The organism is Sphingobacterium rhinopitheci, assembly GCF_022627575.1.
Lineage (GTDB): Bacteria > Bacteroidota > Bacteroidia > Sphingobacteriales > Sphingobacteriaceae > Sphingobacterium > Sphingobacterium rhinopitheci.
In genome coordinates this window covers 401,306-425,104 of the sequence record NZ_JADEYQ010000002.1, presented here as the reverse complement: position 1 = coordinate 425,104, position 23,799 = coordinate 401,306, and the positions used below count along the sequence as shown (strand labels likewise).

24 protein-coding genes and 1 tRNA gene are annotated in these 23,799 nt (G+C 37.2%); 18 read left to right on the top strand and 7 right to left on the bottom strand.

The features are described 5' to 3' along the window. Positions 1-60 precede the first annotated feature (60 nt). From IP023_RS04480 to IP023_RS04415, 14 genes are all read left to right on the top strand, one after another. A complete protein-coding gene (locus IP023_RS04480; protein WP_241789052.1) occupies positions 61-441 on the top strand; it encodes an NADH-quinone oxidoreductase subunit A in 381 nt (126 codons plus the stop codon). 92 nt (positions 442-533) lie between these two features. Further along, on the top strand, positions 534-1,088 hold the full coding sequence (locus tag IP023_RS04475; RefSeq protein ID WP_241789051.1) for an NADH-quinone oxidoreductase subunit B: 555 nt from the start codon (positions 534-536) through the stop codon (positions 1,086-1,088). Further along, the gene (locus IP023_RS04470) at positions 1,081-1,584 is read left to right on the top strand and encodes an NADH-quinone oxidoreductase subunit C (protein WP_241789050.1); all 504 of its coding nucleotides are present in this window, start codon (positions 1,081-1,083) and stop codon (positions 1,582-1,584) included. Before IP023_RS04475 ends, IP023_RS04470 begins: the two co-directional genes overlap by 8 nt. Before the next feature lie 18 nt (positions 1,585-1,602). Continuing rightward, on the top strand, positions 1,603-2,838 hold the full coding sequence (locus tag IP023_RS04465; protein WP_241789049.1) for an NADH-quinone oxidoreductase subunit D: 1,236 nt from the start codon (positions 1,603-1,605) through the stop codon (positions 2,836-2,838). Beyond that, positions 2,831-3,358: an NADH-quinone oxidoreductase subunit NuoE family protein gene (locus IP023_RS04460; protein WP_241789048.1), complete on the top strand. Its 528-nt coding sequence runs from the start codon at positions 2,831-2,833 to the stop codon at positions 3,356-3,358. Before IP023_RS04465 ends, IP023_RS04460 begins: the two co-directional genes overlap by 8 nt. 5 nt (positions 3,359-3,363) lie before the next feature. Beyond that, complete coding sequence (nuoF, locus tag IP023_RS04455) at positions 3,364-4,719, top strand: NADH-quinone oxidoreductase subunit NuoF (protein WP_241789047.1); 1,356 nt, start codon at positions 3,364-3,366, stop codon at positions 4,717-4,719. A 29-nt stretch (positions 4,720-4,748) separates the two neighbouring features. Continuing rightward, positions 4,749-5,765, top strand: a complete 1,017-nt coding sequence (locus IP023_RS04450; protein ID WP_241789046.1) for a 2Fe-2S iron-sulfur cluster-binding protein — start codon at positions 4,749-4,751, stop codon at positions 5,763-5,765. An 8-nt stretch (positions 5,766-5,773) separates the two neighbouring features. Next, positions 5,774-6,817 (top strand): NADH-quinone oxidoreductase subunit NuoH, encoded by a 1,044-nt coding sequence (nuoH, locus tag IP023_RS04445; protein WP_241789045.1) that lies wholly within the window; start codon positions 5,774-5,776, stop codon positions 6,815-6,817. 8 nt (positions 6,818-6,825) lie between these two features. Further along, on the top strand, positions 6,826-7,347 hold the full coding sequence (locus IP023_RS04440; protein WP_241789044.1) for a NuoI/complex I 23 kDa subunit family protein: 522 nt from the start codon (positions 6,826-6,828) through the stop codon (positions 7,345-7,347). A gap of 4 nt (positions 7,348-7,351) precedes the next feature. Beyond that, positions 7,352-7,855: an NADH-quinone oxidoreductase subunit J family protein gene (locus IP023_RS04435; RefSeq protein ID WP_241789043.1), complete on the top strand. Its 504-nt coding sequence runs from the start codon at positions 7,352-7,354 to the stop codon at positions 7,853-7,855. After that, a complete protein-coding gene (gene nuoK / locus IP023_RS04430; RefSeq protein ID WP_241789042.1) occupies positions 7,848-8,177 on the top strand; it encodes an NADH-quinone oxidoreductase subunit NuoK in 330 nt (109 codons plus the stop codon). Before IP023_RS04435 ends, nuoK begins: the two co-directional genes overlap by 8 nt. Positions 8,178-8,198: 21 nt before the next feature. Continuing rightward, complete coding sequence (gene nuoL / locus IP023_RS04425) at positions 8,199-10,118, top strand: NADH-quinone oxidoreductase subunit L (RefSeq protein WP_241789041.1); 1,920 nt, start codon at positions 8,199-8,201, stop codon at positions 10,116-10,118. A gap of 21 nt (positions 10,119-10,139) precedes the next feature. Continuing rightward, on the top strand, positions 10,140-11,585 hold the full coding sequence (locus tag IP023_RS04420) for a complex I subunit 4 family protein (RefSeq protein ID WP_241789040.1): 1,446 nt from the start codon (positions 10,140-10,142) through the stop codon (positions 11,583-11,585). 19 nt (positions 11,586-11,604) lie between these two features. Beyond that, a complete protein-coding gene (locus IP023_RS04415) occupies positions 11,605-12,990 on the top strand; it encodes an NADH-quinone oxidoreductase subunit N (protein ID WP_241789039.1) in 1,386 nt (461 codons plus the stop codon). Positions 12,991-13,473: 483 nt separating this feature from the next. Here IP023_RS04415 and IP023_RS04410 read toward each other — a convergent pair whose 3' ends face one another. Further along, the gene (locus IP023_RS04410) at positions 13,474-14,013 is read right to left on the bottom strand and encodes a DUF2892 domain-containing protein (RefSeq protein WP_241789038.1); all 540 of its coding nucleotides are present in this window, start codon (positions 14,011-14,013) and stop codon (positions 13,474-13,476) included. 92 nt (positions 14,014-14,105) lie between these two features. Here IP023_RS04410 and ung point away from each other — a divergent pair, with 92 nt between their 5' ends. Beyond that, positions 14,106-14,780 (top strand): uracil-DNA glycosylase, encoded by a 675-nt coding sequence (gene ung / locus IP023_RS04405; protein WP_241789037.1) that lies wholly within the window; start codon positions 14,106-14,108, stop codon positions 14,778-14,780. Here ung and IP023_RS04400 read toward each other — a convergent pair. Together IP023_RS04400 and IP023_RS04395 are read right to left on the bottom strand one after the other, a co-directional pair. Continuing rightward, positions 14,777-15,853 carry a DUF6695 family protein gene (locus IP023_RS04400; RefSeq protein ID WP_241789036.1) on the bottom strand — a complete coding sequence of 359 codons (1,077 nt, stop codon included), beginning with the start codon at positions 15,851-15,853 and terminating at the stop codon, positions 14,777-14,779. The two genes, ung and IP023_RS04400, sit on opposite strands and share 4 nt — an antisense overlap. A gap of 27 nt (positions 15,854-15,880) precedes the next feature. Then, positions 15,881-16,351: an Lrp/AsnC family transcriptional regulator gene (locus tag IP023_RS04395; protein WP_241789035.1), complete on the bottom strand. Its 471-nt coding sequence runs from the start codon at positions 16,349-16,351 to the stop codon at positions 15,881-15,883. A gap of 451 nt (positions 16,352-16,802) precedes the next feature. Between IP023_RS04395 and sufB the strand changes: the two genes are divergently transcribed. The 3 genes from sufB to sufD all read left to right on the top strand — a co-directional run bounded on the left by sufB (position 16,803) and on the right by sufD (position 20,450). Then, entirely contained in the window at positions 16,803-18,254 is a 1,452-nt protein-coding gene (gene sufB, locus IP023_RS04390; RefSeq protein WP_241789034.1) for a Fe-S cluster assembly protein SufB, read from the top strand. Between the two features lie 75 nt (positions 18,255-18,329). After that, positions 18,330-19,088, top strand: coding sequence for a Fe-S cluster assembly ATPase SufC (gene sufC / locus IP023_RS04385; RefSeq protein ID WP_241789033.1), 759 nt, complete (start codon positions 18,330-18,332; stop codon positions 19,086-19,088). Between the two features lie 54 nt (positions 19,089-19,142). Next, a complete protein-coding gene (sufD, locus tag IP023_RS04380; protein ID WP_241789032.1) occupies positions 19,143-20,450 on the top strand; it encodes a Fe-S cluster assembly protein SufD in 1,308 nt (435 codons plus the stop codon). Positions 20,451-20,523: 73 nt separating this feature from the next. On the opposite strand, the gene IP023_RS04375 is transcribed toward sufD, so the two are convergent. The 4 genes from IP023_RS04375 to IP023_RS04360 form a co-directional block, all read right to left on the bottom strand. After that, a complete protein-coding gene (locus tag IP023_RS04375; protein ID WP_241789031.1) occupies positions 20,524-21,522 on the bottom strand; it encodes an energy transducer TonB in 999 nt (332 codons plus the stop codon). A 56-nt stretch (positions 21,523-21,578) separates the two neighbouring features. Further along, positions 21,579-22,034: a PH domain-containing protein gene (locus IP023_RS04370; protein ID WP_241789030.1), complete on the bottom strand. Its 456-nt coding sequence runs from the start codon at positions 22,032-22,034 to the stop codon at positions 21,579-21,581. A gap of 46 nt (positions 22,035-22,080) precedes the next feature. Further along, positions 22,081-22,153, bottom strand: a tRNA-Gly gene (locus tag IP023_RS04365). Positions 22,154-22,213: 60 nt separating this feature from the next. After that, a complete protein-coding gene (locus IP023_RS04360; RefSeq protein WP_241789029.1) occupies positions 22,214-23,758 on the bottom strand; it encodes an NAD(P)/FAD-dependent oxidoreductase in 1,545 nt (514 codons plus the stop codon). Positions 23,759-23,799 lie beyond the last annotated feature (41 nt).

Here is a 23,799-nt window from a genome sequence, read left to right as displayed (position 1 = left end):
CCCCTTTTTTTATTTGCCATAATTTTATTAAATTTGGTCATAACTGATACTTAAATTATTATGGGAAGTAACGAAGTGGCTAATATGCCTATCGACTATGTGCCAATTTTAATACAATTGGCTGTTGCAATAGGTTTTGGTATTGTAGCAATTGTCAGTACCCATCTATTGGGACCTAAAGTAAAGACAGCAAATAAACTTTCAGCCTTTGAATCTGGTGTTGAAGTCATCGGTAATGCAAGGCAGCCTTTTTCTATAAAATATTTCCTTGTAGCTATTTTGTTCGTCATCTTTGATGTTGAGGTTATCTTTATGTATCCTTGGGCTGTCAATTTTAGAGAATTTGGGTTTGAGGGACTTATACAGATGTTAATTTTTATGGGTATGCTTCTTCTGGGCTTCATTTATGTCATTAAAAAGAAGGCTTTAAATTGGGATTAGAATTGTTCTAAATAGCAATCTATTAGTCTGTTTTATTTCTTAAAATTGTATATTGACCTTATTATAAACGAGGTAAGAACATCTTTTAAATTATGAGCAAAGTTACTTTAGCTGAAGCTCCTCCGGGAGTTGAAGGCGCAGGATTTTTTGCAACTTCTCTAGATAAAGCCATTGGTTTGGCTCGAGCGAATTCTTTATGGCCTTTACCTTTTGCTACATCTTGTTGTGGTATAGAATTTATGGCTACAATGGGGTCTACCTATGATTTGGCGCGCTTTGGTGCCGAAAGACCTAGTTTCTCGCCACGTCAAGCGGATATGTTGTTAGTAATGGGAACAATTGCCAAAAAGATGGCCCCGGTATTAAAACAAGTATACATCCAAATGGCAGAACCTCGATGGGTGATTGCGGTGGGAGCCTGTGCTTCTAGTGGAGGGATATTTGATACGTATTCGGTTTTGCAAGGGATTGATGAGATTATTCCTGTTGACGTATACGTCCCGGGATGCCCTCCTCGTCCTGAAGCAATATTAGATGGTGTCTTAAAGTTGCAAGAGATTGTAAAAAATGAATCCCTTAATAGACGCAATACTCCAGCGTATAAAGAATTATTAGAAAAATACGGAATAGTGACTGACAATGGATAAATTGACTAATGATCGTATTTTTGGTCGCCTGCAGCAGCAGTTTGGCGATCAGGTTCAATTCATAGGTGAGCCTTATGGATTAATGACTATCGCTGCCTCTAAAGAAGTGATTATCGATCTTTTATTCTTCTTAAAGTTGGATGAAGAGCTCCGATTTAATTTTTTAACAGATATTACAGCTGCGCATTATCCTACGCAGGAGCATCCTTTTGATGTCGTTTATCATGTGCATAATATGGTGCAGCGTATACGTCTGCGTATTAAAGTGTCTATAGGTGGCGAGATTCCAACTATACCTACCGCAACGGTAGTGTGGAAAGGGGCCAATTGGATGGAAAGAGAAACCTATGATTTCTATGGTATACATTTTGAGGGACACCCCGATCTACGGAGAATATTGAATATGGATGATCTCGATGTATTTCCTATGCGCAAGGAGTATCCTTTGGAAGATCCAAACCGTGTAGATAAAAAAGACTTTTATTTTGGCCGTTAACTTCAATTATAGACTTAGATGAGCACTCCAATAACCAAAATAACACCTAACCAACCTGTATTTTTTGATAATGACCCCCAAGAAGAGCTAATCACACTCAATATTGGACCTACACATCCTGCAACACATGGTGTATTTCAGAATGTCGTTCAAATTGATGGTGAGCGTATTGTATCAGGTGTATCTACGATTGGGTATATACATCGTGCTTTCGAAAAAATAGCGGAGCATCGTGCTTTTTATCAGATAACACCGCTGACAGATCGTCTCAATTACTGCTCATCGCCCATTAATAATATGGGCTGGCATATGACCGTAGAAAAATTATTGAATATCGAAATACCGAAGCGCGTACAATATATGCGTGTTATCGTTATGGAATTGGCGCGCATTGCTGACCATATTATATGTAATGGGATATTAGGGGTAGATACAGGGGCTTTCTCAGGCTTTTTATATTTGATGCAAGAGCGTGAATTTATATACGAGATATATGAAGAGATATGTGGGGCGCGTTTGACCACTAATATTGGTCGAATTGGTGGATTTGAAAGAGATTTTAATGATATCGCTTTTGCGAAAATAAATGAATTTGTAAATCGCTTTCCTGCTGTTTTAGATGAGTTTGAGGAGTTATTTGTACGCAATAGAATTTTTATAGAGCGTACATCAGGAGTCGCTGCTGTGACGCCTGAGCAAGCGCTTGAATATAGTTGGTCGGGACCTATTTTGAGAGCAACGGGGGTGGATTATGATGTCCGTATCTCTGATCCTTATTGTTCTTATGAGGAGTTTGATTTTGAAGTGCCTGTAGGTACGACAGGGGATGTGTATGATCGTTTTATGGTGCGTAATGATGAAATGAGGCAATCTATGCGTATCATTCGTCAAGCATTGGACAAAATAGATAAAGAGCCTAAAAATATATTTCATGCTGATGTTCCTGAATTTTATTTGCCCCCAAAAGAGCAAGTATATAACAATATGGAAGCCTTGATCTATCATTTTAAAATTGTAATGGGAGAGTGGGAAACCCCAAAATCCGAAGTATACCATGCGGTAGAAGGTGCAAATGGTGAATTGGGATTCTACTTAATTAATGATGGTGGAAGGACGCCTTATCGTCTGCATTTTCGTAGACCTTCCTTTGTCAATTATCAAATGTTTGCGTCCATGAGTGCAGGAATGCTACTTTCTGACGCTATTATCAATATGAGTAGTTTAAATGTTATTGCAGGAGAATTAGATGCTTAGTGTACAAGAGAATCAACCCGTAGAGTTTTCAGCAACACTTTTAGAAAAGTTTGCTGAGATCGTGAGTCGTTATCCTCAGGGGAAGCAAAAGTCGGCCCTACTCCCCATATTGCATCTAGTACAAGCGGACTACGGTTGGTTGAGTTCGGATGCGATGGATAAAGTAGCGACATATTTAGATATTCAGCCGATTGAAGTATATGAGGTAGCTACCTTTTATACCATGTTTTTTTTGAAACCTCAGGGTAAATATAACCTCGAGGTATGCCGAACAGGCCCTTGTTGTTTGGTCGGTGCCGAGAAAATAATGAAACATATAGAAAGTCGCCTAGGTGTGAAAGAAGGAGAAGTGACGGCGGATGGCTTATTCTCCTGGCGAGGAGTAGAATGTTTGGCCGCATGTGGTTTTGGTCCCGTATTACAAATCGGTCCGGAATACACTTTTTATGAGAATTTGACAGAAGATGCTGTTGATCTATTGATCGATACATTGAAAAATAATACTACACAGCAAGCTTAAATTGTATGGGACGTAAATTATTATTACAGCATATTAATGAGCCTGGCATTCATACTTTCGATGTATATCGTCAAAAAGGAGGATACCGTGCTGTAGAAAAGGCTTTGAAAACAATGTCTACGGATGAGGTGGTCGAAGAAGTGAAAAAATCGGGCTTAAGAGGACGTGGTGGCGCTGGATTCCCTACGGGGATGAAATGGAGCTTTTTAGCAAAGCCTGAAGGGGTAGCCCGCTATCTCGTGTGCAATGGTGATGAATCGGAACCTGGGACCTTCAAAGACCGTTTCCTGATGACACATATTCCTCATGCATTGATTGAGGGGATGATTGTTTCTAGTTATGCGCTGGGGGCATCGGTTTCTTATATCTATGTAAGAGGGGAGATGATGCCTCAAATTCGAATTCTCGAACGTGCTATTCAAGAGGCTAAGGCTGCAGGTTTCCTAGGTACGAATATTTTGGGAACTGGCTATAACTTGGAGCTTTATGTACAACCTGGTGGTGGCGCTTATATCTGTGGTGAAGAAACAGCTTTATTAGAATCCTTAGAAGGGAAGCGTGGCAACCCAAGGATAAAACCGCCCTTTCCTGCAATAGCTGGATTGTATGGCTGTCCTACAGTAGTCAATAATGTGGAAACTATAGCTTCTGTAGTCCCTATCATAAACGATGGTGGTGACGAATATGCTAAAATAGGAATTGAACGTAGTACAGGCACAAAATTGATATCTGCCTCTGGCAATATCAATAAACCTGGTGTATATGAAATCGAATTAGGTGTACCTGTCGAGGAGTTTATCTATTCAGATGAGTATTGTGGCGGTATCGCGAATGGCAAAACATTGAAAGCTCTGGTAGCTGGGGGGTCGTCTGTACCTATTCTACCTAATAATTTAATCTGTAAAACCATATCGGGTAACCCACGGTTGATGACGTATGAATCATTAGCAGATGGTGGTTTTGCAACTGGCTCGATGATGGGCTCTGGTGGTTTTATTGTTTTTGATGAGGACCAATGTATCGTCCGCAATACATGGAATTTTACCCGCTTTTATCATCATGAAAGTTGTGGACAATGTTCGCCTTGTAGAGAAGGAACGGGTTGGATGGAGAAAGTATTACACAAGATTGAACATGGGCAAGGAACCGTCGAAGATATCGACCTATTATGGGATATTCAACGTAAGATTGAAGGCAATACAATATGTCCGCTTGGTGATGCTGCAGCTTGGCCTGTGGCCGCAGCAATTCGTCACTTTAGAGATGAATTCGAATGGCATGTGTTGAATCCAAAGGAATCACAATCACGTAATTATGGGTTGGCACATTATGCAGACCCGATTACAGCAGTAACGCAATAGAACAGTAATTTATTATATAAGCTGATACGATGGCTGAGGAAGTAGTAAATTTTAAAGTAACGATAGACGGTATTCCAGTGGAAGTAGCCCCTGGAACCAGTATTCTGAATGCCGCACGTCAAATTGGAGGTGATATAGTGCCGCCGGCGATGTGTTATTATTCCAAATTGGAAGGCTCAGGAGGGAAGTGCCGTACCTGTTTAGTAAAGGTCTCTAAAGGGTCTGAAAAGGATCCCCGACCAATGCCTAAGTTGGTAGCTTCTTGCCGTACAACAGTAATGGATGGTATGGAAGTCCAAAATATTACCTCCCCAGAGGTTGTAGAAGCACGAAAAGGCGTCGTAGAGATGCTCCTGATCAATCATCCTTTAGATTGTCCTGTTTGTGATCAGGCAGGTGAATGTAAGCTGCAGGATTTGGGCTATGAGCACGGGTCCGAAGGAACACGCTACGAGTTTGAGCGACGTACATTTGAGCGCATAGATATTGGTGACAAGATTCAGCTCCATATGAATCGCTGTATTCTTTGTTATCGCTGTGTGTATGTTGCTAATCAATTGACCAATAGTAGAGAACATGGTATACTCAATAGAGGGGATCATTCGGAGATATCAACCTATATCCATAAAGCATTGGATAATGATTTTATAGGTAATGTCATCGATGTATGTCCTGTAGGGGCCTTGACCGATAAAACATTTCGCTTCAAAAGTAGGGTATGGTTTACTAAGCCTATCAATGCGCACCGTGAATGTACCTGTTGCTCCGGCAAAGTGACGCTGTGGTACAAGGGTGAAGAGGTACTCCGCGTGACGGGGCGTAAAGATGAATTTGGCGAAGTGGAGGATTTTATCTGCAATACCTGTCGTTTTGATACTAAGAAAACAGCAGATTGGATTCTAGAGGCTCCTGCCCTGCTGGATGAAGACTCGGTAATCATGGTTAATCAGTATGCGCAGTTCAACCCGCCTACAGTTATTAAAGAAGATGACAAATTGCAATTGGCTAATGAGGAGCAGTTAGCGCGTACTGAACGATTGAAATAGTAGACAAGATGGAAGCAGCTTTTATTTTAGAAAAATTAATATTGGTAGTGATTGTTTTCACCGTTACTTTGGTGATAGCGATGTATTCTACGTTAGCCGAACGAAAGATTGCTGGGTTTATGCAAGATCGTTATGGCCCTGATAGAGCCGGAATTTTCGGCTTATTACAGCCTTTATGTGATGGGGGTAAATTCTTCTTCAAGGAAGAAATCATTCCGGCAGGTGCACATAAACAATTGTTTATACTAGGTCCTGTTATCGCTATCGTGACCGCTTGTATTAGTTCGGCTGTCATTCCTTGGGGGCAACAACTGACTATAGGAGATCGTGTGATCAACTTGCAGGTAGCATCAGGTATTAATATCGGCGTATTGTACATCTTTGGTGTCATTGCTTTAGGGGTATATGGAATCATGCTTGGTGGATGGGCTTCAAACAATAAGTTTTCCCTCATGGGAGCTATTCGTGCCGCTTCGCAAAGTATTTCCTATGAAATAGGAATGGGCTTGTCATTAATTGCTTTATTGATGGTAACCGGTACTTTGCAGTTGGAAGATATTGTCGCGCAGCAATCGGGTTTTGTGAATTGGAACATATGGGTGCAGCCTTTAGGTTTTTTAATCTTTATAACCTGTGCATTTGCCGAATGTAATCGTGTGCCTTTTGACTTGCCAGAATGTGAAACGGAGCTTATAGGTGGATACCACACCGAATATTCATCTATGAAATTGGGCTTATATATGTTTTCGGAATACATTAATATGTTCGTTTCATCTGCATTGATGGCAGCATTGTATTTCGGTGGTTACAATTTCCCTTTCATGTATGATTTGGGTCTTTCCGAAAACTGGATTACCATCATCGGGACATTAGTATTTTTCTTAAAAATATTTGGTTTTATCTTCTTCTTTATGTGGATTCGTTGGACGTTACCACGTTTTAGATATGATCAATTGATGAATTTAGGATGGAAAATATTAATTCCACTTGCGATTGCCAATATTGTATTGACAGGCGTAATAACATTAGTTAAGGATACTTATTTTCAATAGGAGCTATTATGCAATCATTAAGCAATAGAAAGAAAGTATTAGAGCAAAAGCCAATGAATTTTTGGGAGCGTATGTATTTACCTGCCATCGCCAAAGGTTTATCTATTACTATAAAACATTTTTTTAAGAAAATACCTACGGTGAAATATCCCGAGCAGGTAAGGCCGTACTCGAAAAATTTTAGAGGACAACATTCGCTAAAAAGAGATGAAGAAGGTAGAGAACGTTGTACGGCTTGTGGCTTATGTGCCTTGTCGTGCCCTGCCGAAGCAATAACAATGACTGCTGCTGAACGTACAAAAGAGGAAAAACACTTGTACCGCGAGGAGAAATATGCTGCGGTTTATGAAATCAATATGCTGCGTTGTATTTTTTGTGGTATCTGTGAAGAAGCTTGCCCCAAAGAGGCGATCTATCTCGATGGACCACATGTGACAGCGGAGTATTTACGTAAAGATTTTATATATGGCAAAGACAAGTTAGTGGAGCCAAAGTTTGATATTACCAAGTTAAACCAAATTAACGGATAAGCCGATGAGTATATTTTATTTTGTTGCTTTCTTATCTATATTCTTTGCATTGATGACCATCTTCACAAAGAATCCCGTACATAGTGTACTCTATTTGGTGATTACATTTTTCACCTTTACGATACATTATATTTTATTAAATGCACAGTTTCTGGCCGTCGTAAACTTTATTGTTTATATGGGTGCTATTATGGTGCTATTCTTATTTGTATTGATGCTACTGAACCTCAATAAAGATACTGAACCGATGAAATCCCATCTTATAAAGTTTATGGGCGCCATCGCTGGGATGTGTTTGTTAGCAACTTTATTAGGTGCTTTTCATGTGATAGAAGCGAATAATGAATTTGTAACAGGCAATACAGATGTTGGTTTGGTAAAGAACCTCGGCAAAGTATTGTTTGATGAGTTTTTATTGCCTTTCGAATTGTCATCTATTTTACTGTTGACAGCGATGGTTGGAGCGATTTTATTGGCTAAAAAAGAAACGAAGGAAGTAAATGGATAATATTGTTCAAAATTTACAAGGGATACCTTTAAATCATTATTTGATTTTTTGTAGTGTCATATTTTCAATTGGGGTCATAGGGGTGTTGATCCGTCGTAATGTTATCATCATTATGATGTCGATAGAGCTGATGTTGAATTCCGTCAATTTGTTGTTAGCCGCATTTTCTGCCTATCGTGGAGATGCCAGTGGGCAGGTGTTTGTATTTTTTGTAATGGCCTTGGCAGCAGCAGAAGTGGCTGTGGGCTTGGCTATTGTAATTATGGTATACAGAAATACAAAATCTGTCGATATTGAGTCGTTAAGTAAATTACGTTGGTAAAAATATAAATAGATCCTAAATATGATTGAGCTTATTTGGTTGATACCTTTAATACCCTTAATTGGATTTCTTATCAATGGACTAGGACAAAAGGTTTTGTCAAAGACATTAATAGGAATTATAGGTAGTGGTGTAGTATTAGCTTCTTTTTTGTTGAGTTGCGTACTTTTTGGAATGGTAATGGATGCACGCGATGCTGGTGGAGATGGGGTATTTACCTACCAATTGTTTGAATGGATTGCTGTAGGGGATTTTAAATTGAATTTCTCTTTCTTATTAGATCCGTTGAGTTCTTTAATGCTATTGATAATTACCGGAATTGGTTTCTTGATACATCTGTATTCAATTAGTTATATGTCTCATGAAACTGGTTTTGGTAAGTTTTTCGCTTATTTGAATCTCTTTATTTTCTTCATGTTGCTGTTGGTATTAGGATCTAATTACCTGATCATGTTTATTGGTTGGGAAGGTGTAGGCTTGTGCTCTTACCTATTGATTGGATTTTGGTACAAAAATAGTAATTATGCATCTGCTGCTAAGAAAGCTTTTGTCATGAATAGGATTGGTGATCTTGGTTTCTTGATCGCTGTATTTGCAATTATTGCAGCATTCGGTTCTTTGGAATATGCTACTGTTTTTCAATCGGCATCGACGTTGCCTCTTGGAGATACCACGCTATTGCTTATAACACTGTTGCTGTTTGTGGCAGCGACGGGTAAATCCGCACAAATACCTTTATTCACTTGGCTACCTGATGCTATGGCTGGGCCTACTCCGGTATCCGCATTGATACATGCTGCGACGATGGTGACCGCAGGGATTTATATGATCGTACGTTCTAATATCTTGTTTACTTTGTCGCCTATTACCATGCAAATCATTGCTATCATCGGTGTACTAACGGCGTTGGTGGCTGCATTTATAGCATTGACGCAAAACGATATTAAAAAGGTATTAGCCTATTCCACAGTTTCACAGCTTGGTTATATGTTTTTGGCTTTAGGTGTAGGTGCATTTACGGGTGCATTCTTTCATGTCATTACGCATGCCTTTTTTAAAGCATTATTGTTCTTAGGGGCAGGCTCTGTAATTCACGGAATGAGTGATGAACAAGATATGCGTAAAATGGGGGGCTTGAAAAGTAAAATGCCTATCACCTTTGTAACGATGCTGATTGGTACTATTGCGATATCTGGTATTCCTCCATTGTCGGGATTTTTCTCGAAAGACGAAATCTTGGCTTTTGCTTTTGTCTCCAATCCATTACTCTGGGGATTAGGTTTCTTGACCGCATTATGTACTTCATTTTATATGTTTAGGCTTTTATTTTTGACATTCTATGGAAAATTTAGAGGTACTGAAGATCAAAAACATCATGTACATGAATCTCCTTGGCACATGACATTCCCACTCATTGTATTAGCAATTTTGGCTACAATAGGTGGTGCTTTGAATATTCCTGAAGCCTTGCATGGAGGCCATTGGCTAGCTAATTTTTTAAGTCCAATTTATACCTATAGCAATGCTATTGTTGAACCGACCCTTGTGGATCATAGTACTGAATATATTTTGATGGGTATATCAGCCGTTGCTGCTGTTATTATGGCCGTTGCCGCTTATATAAAGTATGTTCAAAAACAACGTATTCCTGGAGATGATAAAGTACAGCATGGTTTATTGCACAAGTTGTCTTACCACAAGCTTTATATAGATGAGATATACAATGCCTTGATCGTAAAACCATTGAATGGTCTTTCTAGATTATTGTATACATTTTTGGATAGAGCAGTGATTGATGGCTTTGTAAATGGGGTAGGTTCGTTTATAGAAAGTTCGGGTAGAGGAATTCGTCAACTGCAAAGTGGGTATGTTGGCTTTTATATTTTTATGATGGTAATTGGGGTTATTGCTATCTTGTTATATGGTTTTTTGAATATATAGTATTTTGTAATTGAATAATCAATGAATAACCTATTTATACTGCTGTTACTTCCGCTCATTGGCGCGATTTTACTAGCATTTGTGAAATCTAATACAACTGCTAAATGGGGCTCTTTGGTACTATCTATAGTACAATTGCTGCTAACGGTTCCTTTTGTATATGAATTTGTGCATGATGCAAGTATACAGTTTACACAATCATTTGATTGGATTAGTGCCTTGGGTGTTAGCTTCCAAATTGGTGTGGATGGTATTAGCTTACCATTGGTGCTACTGACAAATGGTTTAATACCGTTGATCGTATTATCTACTTTTGGAAAATCATTTAAAGGAAATTTTTATGCCTTGATATCTTTTATGCAAGCAGGATTATTGCTTGTATTTATGGCATTGGATGCTTTTTCTTTTTATGTTGGTTGGGAAGCAGCACTAATACCGATTTATTTTATCTGTGGAATCTGGGGAAGTGGAGACAGAGCTCGCATCAATATGAAATTCTTTGTTTACACATTTTTCGGGTCTTTATTGATGTTGATAGCTATCATCTATTTATACCAACAAACACCTAATAAAGATTTTCTTTGGTCTTCTTTTGCAGCTTTGGATTTAGCTGATAATACCCAGCGATGGATTTTCTGGGCATTTTTTATTGCCTTTGCGATTAAGATTCCTATTTTTCCGTTTCATACATGGCAACCAGATACCTATACGCATGCCCCTAGTGCAGGGACAATGTTGTTAGCGGGTATAATGTTGAAAATGGGAACATATGGTTTGATACGTTGGTTAATACCTATTGCGCCTTTTGGTGTCCAAACATATGGATGCTTAGCATTGATATTGTGTATTATAGGCGTAGTATATGCTTCTATTATTGCTTTTCAACAAAGGGATATAAAACGCGTAATTGCTTACTCGTCTATTGCTCATGTTGGATTGATTGCTGCCGGTATATTTGCCTGGAATCAAGAAGGTCTTCAGGGGGCAATGATGCAGATGGTCAATCATGGTATATCTGTAGTAGGACTGTTCTTTATATTGGATTGTATAGAAACGAGATCTGGCACACGAAATATTAGTGACCTTGGTGGTTTTGCAGATAAAATGCCAAAGCTTTCTGTTTTCTTTTTGATTATTTTAATGGGAGCGATAGGTTTACCGCTTACCAATGGTTTTATTGGAGAATTTTTATTGCTCAAAGGAGTATATTCTATAGGGATATGGTATGCTGCATTCGCAGGATTAACGTTAATTTTTGGGGCGGTCTATATGTTGAGACTTTATCAAAAGACAATGTTAGGACCTATCGATGCGCGCTATTTTGAATTGACGGATATAAAAGGATATGAACTAATCATTTTAGTGATTGTTTCGTGCTTAGTTATCTATTTAGGGGTATTCCCAAATAGCTTATTGAAGCTTTCTGAAGCTTCAGTAGCGCAATTATTACAACAGGTTAAGTTTTAAGTATTATTTAGAAGATATTATGGCTGCGATTATTACGCTATCACTATTAGGAATATTGGTTTTATATTTAGGGTTATATAAGGCTAAGTCTGCTTTATTACCGGTTACTCTTCTAGGTTTGCTTTTGGCATTAGGCTTTGAGGTTTCTAAATGGAATAATATTGATGGACCTATTTATAATGGAATGGTTGTCTTTGACAATTATGCATTGGCATTTTCAATTTTATGTATTGTTACAACAGGGTTGATACTTCTACTTTCTAAAGAATATTTTAGTAGTATAAGTAATAATGTTGCTGAGTATTATTGTTTGATCCTGTTTTCGTTGACAGGAGCATTATTAGTCTGCTCATATCACAATTTCGCTATGCTTTTTATCGGAATTGAAGTGATGTCCGTTGCGTTGTATATCTTGGTTGGAATCCGCAAAAAGGATTATAATTCTAACGAAGCAGCGCTTAAATATTTCTTAATGGGAGCTTTTTCTACAGGTTTTCTGTTATTTGGTATTACCTTGATATATGGTGCTACAGGAACATTTGATATATCTGGAGTAAAGGATTATCTAGTTCTTAATCCACAGTCAGTATCTCCACTATTTTACAGCGGTATATTATTGATTTTGGTAGGTCTCTGTTTTAAAGTCGGTGCTGCACCTTTTCATTTTTGGACACCTGATGTTTATGAGGGCGCACCAATATTGATCACTAGTTATATGAGTACTGTCGTAAAAGTAGCCTCTTTTGCTGCATTTTTACGCTTATTTTATTTTGTCTTCATACCGTTACATGACTTTTGGACACCTGTATTATTGGTTATAATTATTATTACATTATTTGTAGGTAATATATCAGCTTTGATGCAGTCTAGCTTCAAACGAATGCTGGCTTATTCGAGTATATCTCATGCAGGATATATGCTATTTGCAATTGTAGCTGTTGGTTCCTCTTCAAGCGCTGGTATTCTGACGTATGCTACGGCTTATTCTTTAGCGTCTGTTGCTGCGTTTGCAGGATTGATATTAGTAAAAAAATCCGAAGGATCTGAACAGTATTTTGCGTTCAATGGATTAGGTAAGCGCAGTCCGTTATTGGCATTTATTATTACTGTATCTATGTTGTCATTAGCTGGTATTCCCTTGACTGCAGGTTTTATAGGAAAGTTTATGATGTTTAGTACTGCTATGCAGGATTATCATATAATTTTGCTCTTATTGGCTGTAGCAAATGCTGCGATTGGTATTTTCTATTATTTGAGAGTTGTTGTACATATGTATTTCAAAAATGAGGAACCTGATACTGCTGAGATTGTATTCCCGCTGAACTTTAAAATTGTAATGGTATTTACGGCAGTTTTAACGATTTTGATAGGAGTTTATCCCGACTGCATAATTAGTTTATTATAAAGGATTCAATTTTTAGTATATTATATAAGGTATTCAATCAAATTGGGTACCTTTTTTTATGTACTCTGTTTATTGTTTAATTAGTACATATCTTATTATAAAATCCAAATTTCTCTTTTGTCACTCTTGGGGATTACGGGGATGAATAGTCTTTTTACAGCGAGATTATATAGATTATAACTAAAATCTATATCCATCAATAAGGAGTTGCTTGTCGAGTTATGCTGTTTGTTTTTTATGGAATGAATGTTGATTATCCTAAGATTAACGAATAAATTAACGGTATTATGATCCTATGTAGTGGGGTACTTTTTATACTGTTATTATGTGTTGAGGATTTTGGTAAATGGTAGAAGACATCTTTACCAGTGCATAAAAATGGTCTTGAATCATTATTTGAAAAGGATAATGAACATTTAGATTTTATATAAAACTGTATTTAATGTAAATAAAAAAGGCATCCATTTTGGGATGCCTTTCGTTTTATCTTGAATATCTAAATTGCTGTTTGTCCATCATTGCCATTTGATCTTTCATCATTTTGATTTGATCAGCCAATAATTTATTTTTATCAGCACGTTTTGCTTCTTGCAAATATTTTTCTGCTTCACGTTTATTACGCTTAGCCATCATTACGCCAGCAAGGCTTAATTTTGCCATCGCCACATTATGCTCCATATGTAAGCCTAGTGCCAATGCTTTTTTAAAGAATTTTTCCGATTGCATTGGAGAACGTTGCGACTCTATCAATCCTAATAAAAGGTGGTAGTATCCATGTTGTGCTACAATAAGTTGGTTTTCATAGTTTTTAATATTGCCTAACCATTTTTCTGCAGCAGGGATATTCTGTTTGCGGAAATACCATTGTGCGATAAGCATATTTTCATTAAAAAATACCGTTACCCAGGCTAATATGGTAATAAAAATACCCAAAATTCCCCAACCCCAGTGACCAAACCAGAACAACACAACGGTTCCGATAAGTAAAAGACTACTGATTATTATACGAACTAAATTTGACATCTCTTCTAAATCTTATTAGGTACAAATATCCATTAATTTAAGAAGTTATACAACTTGTTGTATGATAAAATTGTAAAATTGTACTTTTGATTATGGAGAAGTTGTACGATTATAGCTGGGATTCTGTATTAGAGCCTTTATTTAAAGAAAAATATTGGAGAGATTTACAAGTGTTTATTGAAAATGAACGCCGTTGTTTTACTGTTTATCCTTCGGAAGATCTGGTATTTAATGCCATGAAGCTTACTGCATTTTCCGATATTAAGGTCGTGATATTGGGTCAAGATCCGTATCATAATATAGGACAGGCTCATGGATTATCTTTTTCTGTACCTAACGGGGTCAAAATACCACCTTCTTTAAAAAATATATTTACAGAATTAGCCTCAGATGTTGAAGGCTTCAAAACGCCAAAAAGTGGGGACTTGACTTATTGGGCACAGCAAGGGGTGTTATTATTGAACACAATATTTACGGTTCGTGCACATGAGGCGGGTTCTCATCAAAAGAAAGGTTGGGAGCAATTCACGGATCAGCTTATTCGTAAAATTGATGCAGATCTAGAAGGTGTTGTTTTTATTCTGTGGGGCTCCTATGCGCAAAAGAAAAGAAATCTTATCAATACTAACAAGCATTTAGTAATAGAATCTGCACATCCATCACCATTGTCTGTTTATAGAGGTTTTTGGGGCTCAAAACCATTTTCTCAAGCCAATACTTATTTAGTAAGTAGAGGCAAGAATCCTATAGACTGGAAATTAGTTTAAGCATATTCTTGCTCTTTACCGACTGTTATGTGCTTATTGTCTGCATCATCATTTTTAATATGATTGATTCGGATTTTTTTGCCGTTAACTAAGATATGTGTGAACAAACGATGACTGTCATAAGTTATTTTGAAGGTTTGCATAGCAGGAATTGGTATTTCTGATTCACCGATAACAGTATACTCTACTTCACCTGTGCTTGACATACGTTTAATAGTAAATCTTCGTTCATCATTCCTGCGCTCGATATCATACCATGCGCCATCACCTACACCACCTAGATATGTTGCGTTTTTTGGCACGGAGGTAGGTTTGTGTCGATATTTCATAGCACCGATTAATTGGTCCGGAGGTAATAGGTCCGCTCTTTTTTGATATACATTGTCGCCTAGTTGTTTAACTAAAAACCATAATGATTGAAACCTATTCATCCGGAAATGTTTTATTCCTTCTTTGGGATCGTATGAATAGATCATACGATTGGGTGCTGTATTTACTAAGTTGCTTATCGGGCTAGCTTTAATTGTTTCAGGGAAGTTTATGGGATGCCAAAAGTGATAAATGGGTGATGATTTCATCAACATTCTGGTGATAAAACGGGAACAATTATTATTATTCTTTGCTATAGCACCATACGGATATGTTCCTTCAAGTACACATTGGTCTCCATAGGCTTTTGCTAATTTGAAGTCTATCCTGTCCACTATAGAAAAGTATAATTTACCTTCTCCATACATTGCAGGTTTTAATATTTCTAGATAATCTACTATTTCTGCAATATTGCTTATTTTATTATCTATAATCTTTGCCTTTAAATCTATGTGGATTAAAGGGTCAGATTGAGAGGAGCGTGCTCTGCCATATCCGCGAGGTGTGATATACCGGCCGAAATCATAAAATAGCATCTCACCGTTTTTATGATTTATTATGATTATGCCGGTATGCCCAACTTTGAAATTTAAATTTTTAACTAAGCCAATTTTTTTAAAAAACATCATCCATCTTTCATCTCCACGTATGGTGGCGTCAGGCCATGTCAATATAATTGCAAAATCTTTACTATTATGTTCCATTAAAATTGGTTTCTTTAATTCGTTAGATTAATACTCTAATGGTACAATAGGCTCTTTTTTTGAAGTAGACATGATCATCATCGTTTGGAAGGTTTTAACGAATGGGATCTTTGATATTTTCTCCATTATTACAGCTTCGTAAGCCTTGATATCTTTGACATATACTTTCAACATAAAGTCACAGTTTCCCGTAACATGGTGACATTCTGTAACCTCAGGGATAGCTTTTACAGCTTCTACAAATTCAGGGATAGCATTGTGCGTGTGAAAATCCAACGATATTTGAATAAAAGATTTTATGCCTAAGCCCAACTTCTCCTCATCCACAAAGGCGTGATAGCTTTTAATAAATCCTGAATTCTCTAATTTACGAACGCGCTCTAGCGTTGGGGCAGGAGATAGTCCAATGTTTGTGGCTAACTGTAGGTTGGTTATACGACCATTTTCCTGTAAAAGACGTAATATTTTTAAATCGAGTTTATCCAATTGATGCGACATAAGGAATGCTGATTATAGATTAAATTATACAATAATACGAAATTTAATTTGGTCATTCTGTTATTCCATGTTAATTATTGTAGTCCACTTGTTTTTAGCACATCTTTATTTTTTTTAATAGAAAGGTGTCTTCTCATGGATTAAGCATTCAGCTGTGCTTGAATTGTTGTCTTTTAGGATAACTAAGCGCCTCTTAGGTATAAAACAGAAATTACGTTATAGTTTTTGACGATATCAATTTTGATTAATTATAGCGTATAGCTATGCGAAATCATTTTTTTGTCATAAATGCTTTTTAAAAGTGCATTTAACATGTTTTAAAGTGATGTTTATCACAAAAAATAAGATTTTATCCCTTTAATCGGTCAAAAAATGGTATTTATATCGTAACTTTGTAGTCCTCCCAAGGTCATGTATAAAAGCCTGACTTCTAAAAGAGGAAGTATGAAATATGAGTACCAAAGACGACGAATTACTGAAAGAGCTGGAGCAAGAAGAATATAAATACGGTTTTACAACCGATATTGAGATGGATATTGCGCCCAAAGGATTGAATGAAGATACTGTTCGCCTTATATCATCTAAGAAAAATGAACCAGAATGGTTGTTAGAATGGAGGCTTAAGGCTTTCCGTCACTTCCTTTCTATGGATATGCCTAAATGGCAAAATTTTGACTATCCTGAAGTAGATTTTCAAGAGCTATCGTATTATGCTGCACCAAAGCCTAAAAAACTATTGGAAAGTATGGACGAAGTGGATCCTGAGTTATTGGCTACTTTCGCCAAATTGGGTATTCCGCTGGATGAACAAAAAATATTAGCAGGTGTAGTGGCTGTTGATGCTGTGTTTGACTCGGTCTCAGTGAAAACAACATTTCGCGAAAAATTAAAAGAAAAAGGGGTAATCTTTTGTTCTTTTGGAGAAGCTGTGCAAGAGCATCCAGATTTGATAAAAAAATATTTAGGAACTGTAGTGCCGCAAACAGATAATATTTATGCCGCTTTAAATTCGGCTGTATTCTCTGATGGTTCATTTGTTTATATTCCTAAAGGGGTACATTGCCCAATGGAATTGTCGACGTACTTCCGTATCAACGCACAGAATACAGGTCAATTTGAGCGTACCTTAATTATTGCTGATGAAGGCTCTTACGTTTCTTACTTAGAGGGATGTACTGCTCCAATGCGTGATGAAAATCAATTACATGCTGCGGTAGTGGAATTAATTGCCATGAAAGATGCTGAAATAAAATACTCTACTGTTCAAAACTGGTACCCTGGTGATAAAGACGGTAAAGGTGGTATCTTCAACTTTGTAACTAAACGTGGTATTTGTAAAGGCGATAATTCTAAAATCTCTTGGACACAAGTAGAAACAGGTTCTGCTATTACATGGAAATATCCTGGTGTCATCTTGATGGGGGACAATTCTGTCGGTGAATTCTATTCTGTAGCTATGACACGTAACAAGCAATTGGCGGATACAGGTACTAAGATGATTCACTTAGGGAAAAATACAAAATCAAAAATCGTTTCTAAAGGTATATCTGCTGGAAATAGCCACAATAGTTATAGAGGATTAGTGAAAATTGGCCCTAAAGCGGACAACGCACGTAACTTTACCCAGTGTGATTCTTTATTGATTGGTGATCGTTGTGGTGCACATACATTCCCGTATATAGAGAACAAAAATAAAACTGCTAAGTTAGAACACGAAGCTACAACTTCTAAGATCGGTGAAGATCAAGTTTTCTACTTAAATCAACGTGGTATTGACTCCGAGAAAGCTGTAGGTTTGATTGTTAATGGCTATGCCAAAGAAGTGTTGAACCAATTGCCAATGGAATTTGCTGTAGAAGCACAGAAACTATTAGCAATATCATTAGAAGGTTCCGTAGGTTAATAAAATATAGGATATGAAAATATGAGTCGCGAAATATCGTTGTACTTATATCTCAATACGCAATACTAAAAAGAAATGTTATCAATAAAGAATTTGCAAGCGTCTGTTGAAGACAAACAAATATTAAAAGGATTAAATTTAGAAGTAAAAGCAGGTGAAGTTCACGCGATTATGGGACCTAATGGTGCTGGTAAAAGTACTTTAGGTAACGTATTAGCAGGTCGCGATTCTTATGAAGTGAATGGCGGTGAAGCAATATTGGATGGTGTAGATCTATTGGATTTATCTCCTGAAGATCGTGCGCGTGAAGGTCTATTCTTAGCTTTTCAATATCCTGTTGAGATTCCCGGAGTATCTAACATCAACTTCTTACGAACTGCTGTCAATGATATTCGTGAATATAAAGGTCTTCCTCCTATGGAAGCCAAAGAATTCTTAGCTACCGTTAAAGAAAAACAAAAATTAGTAGAGTTCTCTGCTAATTTAGCTAACCGCTCATTAAATGAAGGTTTCTCTGGTGGGGAAAAGAAACGTAACGAAGTATTCCAATTGGCGATGTTGAATCCTAAATTATCTATTTTGGATGAGACAGATTCAGGTCTTGATATTGATGCATTACGTATTGTTGCAAATGGTGTAAACCAATTACGCTCTAAAGACAATGCATTTATTGTGATCACACACTACCAACGTTTATTGGATTACATCGTGCCTGATTTTGTTCACGTATTATATAATGGTCGTATTGTAAAAAGTGGAACTAAGGAACTAGCTTTAGAGTTAGAGGAAAAAGGTTATGATTGGTTAAAAGACTTAGATACGCAAGATGCCTAATCGGTCAAGAGTCGATAATATATTAAGGTAATAAGCGCATTGATAACAAATAACATGAGTACATTAGTAGCAAACTCTTTATTCGAGCAATTGACTTCTACTTTCCAAGAGTTAGAGTCAACGAATGAACCTTCTTCATTGAAAGAATTGCGCAAAGCAGCTTTCGTAAAATTTGAAAAAGAGGGATTTCCAACAGTTAAGAATGAAGAATGGAAATATACAAACATCCAACCTTTAGTAAACAAGACTTACTTGTTGAATGAGGATGTTGATGTTGCAAATTTGGATTTAAGTAAAGCTGATATTCCTGATTTGGATGCACATCGTATTGTATTGATCAATGGTCAATATGTAGTGGCATTCTCTTCTTTGGAAGATGAAGTTGGATTGACAATTAAGTCTATCGAAGAGGCTGTAGATGAAGCTAATTTTGAAAAACATTTTGCACAGTACGCTGACAAAACAGATAATGTATTAGTAGCATTGAATACCGCTTTATATACTTCTGGTATCTATCTATCAGTAGCAAAGAATAAAGTTATTTCTAAGCCTATACATATTGTGCATGTAGCAACGGGGGGACAAGAGTTCTTCGCCCAAACAAGAAATCTTTTTGTTGTAGAAGCTAATGCTGAAGTTGAGATCGTAGAATCTTTTATCACATTGGATAATACAGCCAAAAATTTACACAATAAGGTGACTGAAATTGTAGTAGATGAGAATGCTAAGATTCAACACTATTACCTGCAAGTGGCGGATGCTGTAAGTAACTATATCAACCATACGGAAGTATATCAAGCGAAATACAGTTTATATAATAATTATAATTGTACTTTCCCTGGAGCGACTTTCGTACGTAATAATATCAATGTACGTTTGGATGCTGAAAACGTTGAATCACACCTTTACGGTATCAATTTATTAGCCGATAAGCAATTGGTAGATAACCATACGATTGTAGATCACTTGAAGCCACATTGTGAATCATACGAATGGTACAAAAATATCCCTCAAGATGAATCTACTGCCGTATTTAACGGTAAGATATTCGTTCGTGAGGATGCACAAAAAACAAATGCCTTTCAACAGAATAACAATATGTTGATCGGTGATAAAGCCACGGTATATACAAAGCCGCAATTAGAGATATTTGCTGATGATGTAAAATGTTCTCATGGTTGTACTATGGGGCAGTTTGATGAGGAAGCATTATTCTACTTAAGAGCTAGGGGTATTGGTGAAGAGTCTGCGCGTATTCTATTGGTACATGCATTTGCATATGATGTCACTTCACGCTTCAATAATGCTGCTGTTAGGACATATGTAGAAGATTTAGTAGCTAAAGGTCTAGAACGCAATTAATATTATATTGTAGTTTAGTTTCTATATAAATCGGTCTGGGGAGAAATTTCTAGACCGATTTTTTGTTCTTAATTTAGTTCGATAGATCTAGGTTAATAGGCATAACATAAGATACCCGTACAGGAATACCTCTTTTTAGTCCAGGTATCCATTTTTTTGATCTTCCAATAACATTTACACCTTCTGTTCCTGTTCCGTATCCTAAGTCATTCTCGACTTTTATATGTGATAATGAACCGTCCTTTTCCACGACAAATGACAGCCGTACCTGACCTTTTATTTTTGCTTGTATTGCTTCTTTAGGATATTGATAATTGTGGGCGATATATCTTCTGAACTCTTGTATTCCTTTAGGATAACTAGGCTGCACCATAAAAGTAGTTTGGTCATATGACGTTTTATTATGCAATGAATCTGTGCTAATTCCAGATAATAATTGGCCACCATTATATTGCTCTGCAAAGGTGTATTTGCCGCCCAAAAATGTTCCTGTCCATTCTCCTGTACGTTTATGGTTCTTGAAATGCCCTTTTTCTATTTCTGTAGGCTTAATATTTGCTGAATTATCCTCTATGTATAGCTCCGCATACCCTTCTCCATTGACAAGGTGGTTGTTGCCCAAAGAATCTTTGAAAAGTAAAATTAATGTGTCTGTAACAATTGTTTTTTCGTTCTCGATAGTATGTAGATATTCGTAGGCGATTTTTAATTTGCCATTGGGGTGATAATATAAAGCTGTATCAATCTTTACACCATCAAAAGAGTATTTTTCTTGGGCTTTTATTTTTCCATTTTCATAGCCCTGCAATTTTTGGCCTACAAATTTCTTTTCTATACTATTATTATAGGTGCCTAATAGCTTTGTTTTGTTGTTCAAGCTGTATTTTTCTAAGACAAGTACTGGATCTATGAGTGTAGTGTTATTCCTTAGTTCTCTATAGTAGTATGCTTGTGTCGAATCTTTTGTCTCTTTATTATCCTTTTTATAATACTTTCTACTGATATTATGGCTTTGCGCATTGGCTAATGTTAAAGTATATATAAATAATAAAATTGTAATAGCGTATTTCATGATGGTGGTATATTAATGTTATCAGCAATTAATGGTTTCTCAATCCTTTGGTTGGTTTAGCCTTTTTTTGACTTTGGGTTAATTACTTCTATACTTGGATTTATAATGCTAAGGGCTGCCGCAAACTCTTCATTGTCCTCGGGGCTGATGTAAATCTCATCATATTTATTATAATAGATGATAATTCCATTTTTACTCGTAGCTGGTCTCATACCCACATATAAGGTTTTATAAAGTTCTATTTTATGAATTTTTGCTATTTCTACCTTTCCAAAAATAAAACCTGATCTATAGTGTAGATACGAGTCATCAACTGTATATCGAGTCGTGAAATAGAAGATAGATATCAATCCTAAGCAAAGCCCTATTGTACATAAGCTGGCATATAAGGCCTCTAACATGGGTTGCTGCCGCACATAGGATACCACAAAGATAATGAGGATAGCAGGGGATAGGTATAGACAGATGTCCAAAAAGGTTTTGTAATCTCTTTTAGCTTTAAAGATTTGCATAGCCTAAAATACAAAAAGCTTCTCGTTTAGAGAAGCTTTTTATAAGAGCGAAAGACGAGATTCGAACTCGCGACCCCAACCTTGGCAAGGTTGTGCTCTACCAACTGAGCTACTTTCGCTTGTCTTGTGTTACAAAAGTAAGACTTTTGTTGACTTATGTCAAGACTTAATTTAAAAAATTATGCTTTTATAATTGCATCAACACAATTGATACCATCGATGGCAGCAGAAACAATACCTCCAGCATAGCCCGCACCTTCAGCACAAGGGTATAAGCCCTTGATTTGTGGATGTTGAAGGCTCTCTTTGTCTCTCGGTATACGAACAGGTGAAGATGTACGTGATTCTACACCAACTAATATTGCTTCGTTGGTATAATATCCACGCATTTTCTTCCCAAATAATGGTAATGCTCCACGAAGGGATTGATGCACAAAATCTGGTAATACTTCCCTCAAATCTACCGAGCGTGTTCCCGGTTTGTAGGAGTTCAAGGGTAGATCTCTAGAAACTCTATTCTCTACGAAGTCAACCATGCGTTGTCCTGGCGCTACTAGGCTCCCTCCGCCTAAAATGAAGGCCTGTTGTTCGATCTGGCGTTGAAATTCTAATAAAGCAAAAGGATCTGTTGCTGCATTAGGGACATCTTCAACATTGATTTGTATAACCGTTCCCGAATTGGCATGCGGATTATTGCGCTTCGATGGTGACCATCCATTTACGACGATTTCATTGTGGTCTGTAGCACATGGCGCGATTATTCCGCCAGGACACATGCAGAACGAGAATACGCCACGACCATTTACCTGTTCTACTAAGGAATAGTATGCAGGAGGAAGGTTTTCATGTCTTGTACTGCAGTGGTATTGTGCATTATCGATGATTTCTTGAGGATGCTCGATACGTACACCTAGTGCAAATGATTTTGCTTCTAGTAACCATCCTTTTCTCTGGAATAGCTCGAATATATCACGTGCAGAGTGCCCTGTAGCTAATATAATATGATCGGCATTAAAAGATTTGCCATCGGCCGTTTTGACACCTTTTGCTTGGCCAAACTCCGCTATGATGTCTGTTACCTTGCTGTCAAAGTGTACTTCGCCACCGACTTCTAATATTCGGTTACGCATATCTGCAATGATATGTGGTAGTTTGTTGGTGCCTATATGTGGGCGTGCATCCACTAGGATATCTTCATCAGCACCATGTTCTACAAATATAGAAAGTACTTTATGTACGTCACCGCGCTTGTTGGAGCGGGTGTATAATTTACCATCAGAATAGGTTCCTGCACCTCCCTCACCATAGCAGTAATTGGATTCTGGATTAACAATACCCTCCCGGTTTATTTTTGCTAAGTCACGACGTCTATCTTGTACTGCTTTACCACGTTCTAAGACGATGGGTTTTAGCCCTAGTTCTATACAGCGATATGCTGCAAATAGTCCTGCTGGACCAGCACCTATGATAATAACAGGTTTTGCATCTTGTACAGGCTTGAGGTTAGAGACAAAAGTGTCTATGATGGGTTCTTCGTCGATAAAGAATACGACGCGTACTTTGTAGAGTACTTGTCTACTACGAGCATCTATGGAGCGCTTACGAATATGGATGCCTTTGATTCTTTTACGCTCTACTTTGAGCTTTTGTACGCCTTGAGTGATGATATATTCTTCATCATGGATGAAATCCGGGCTTATGCCCAATTCTATTTCTTTTTGCATAGTATTTTTATACTTGGGTTTTTATCCCAAAAGATGTAACA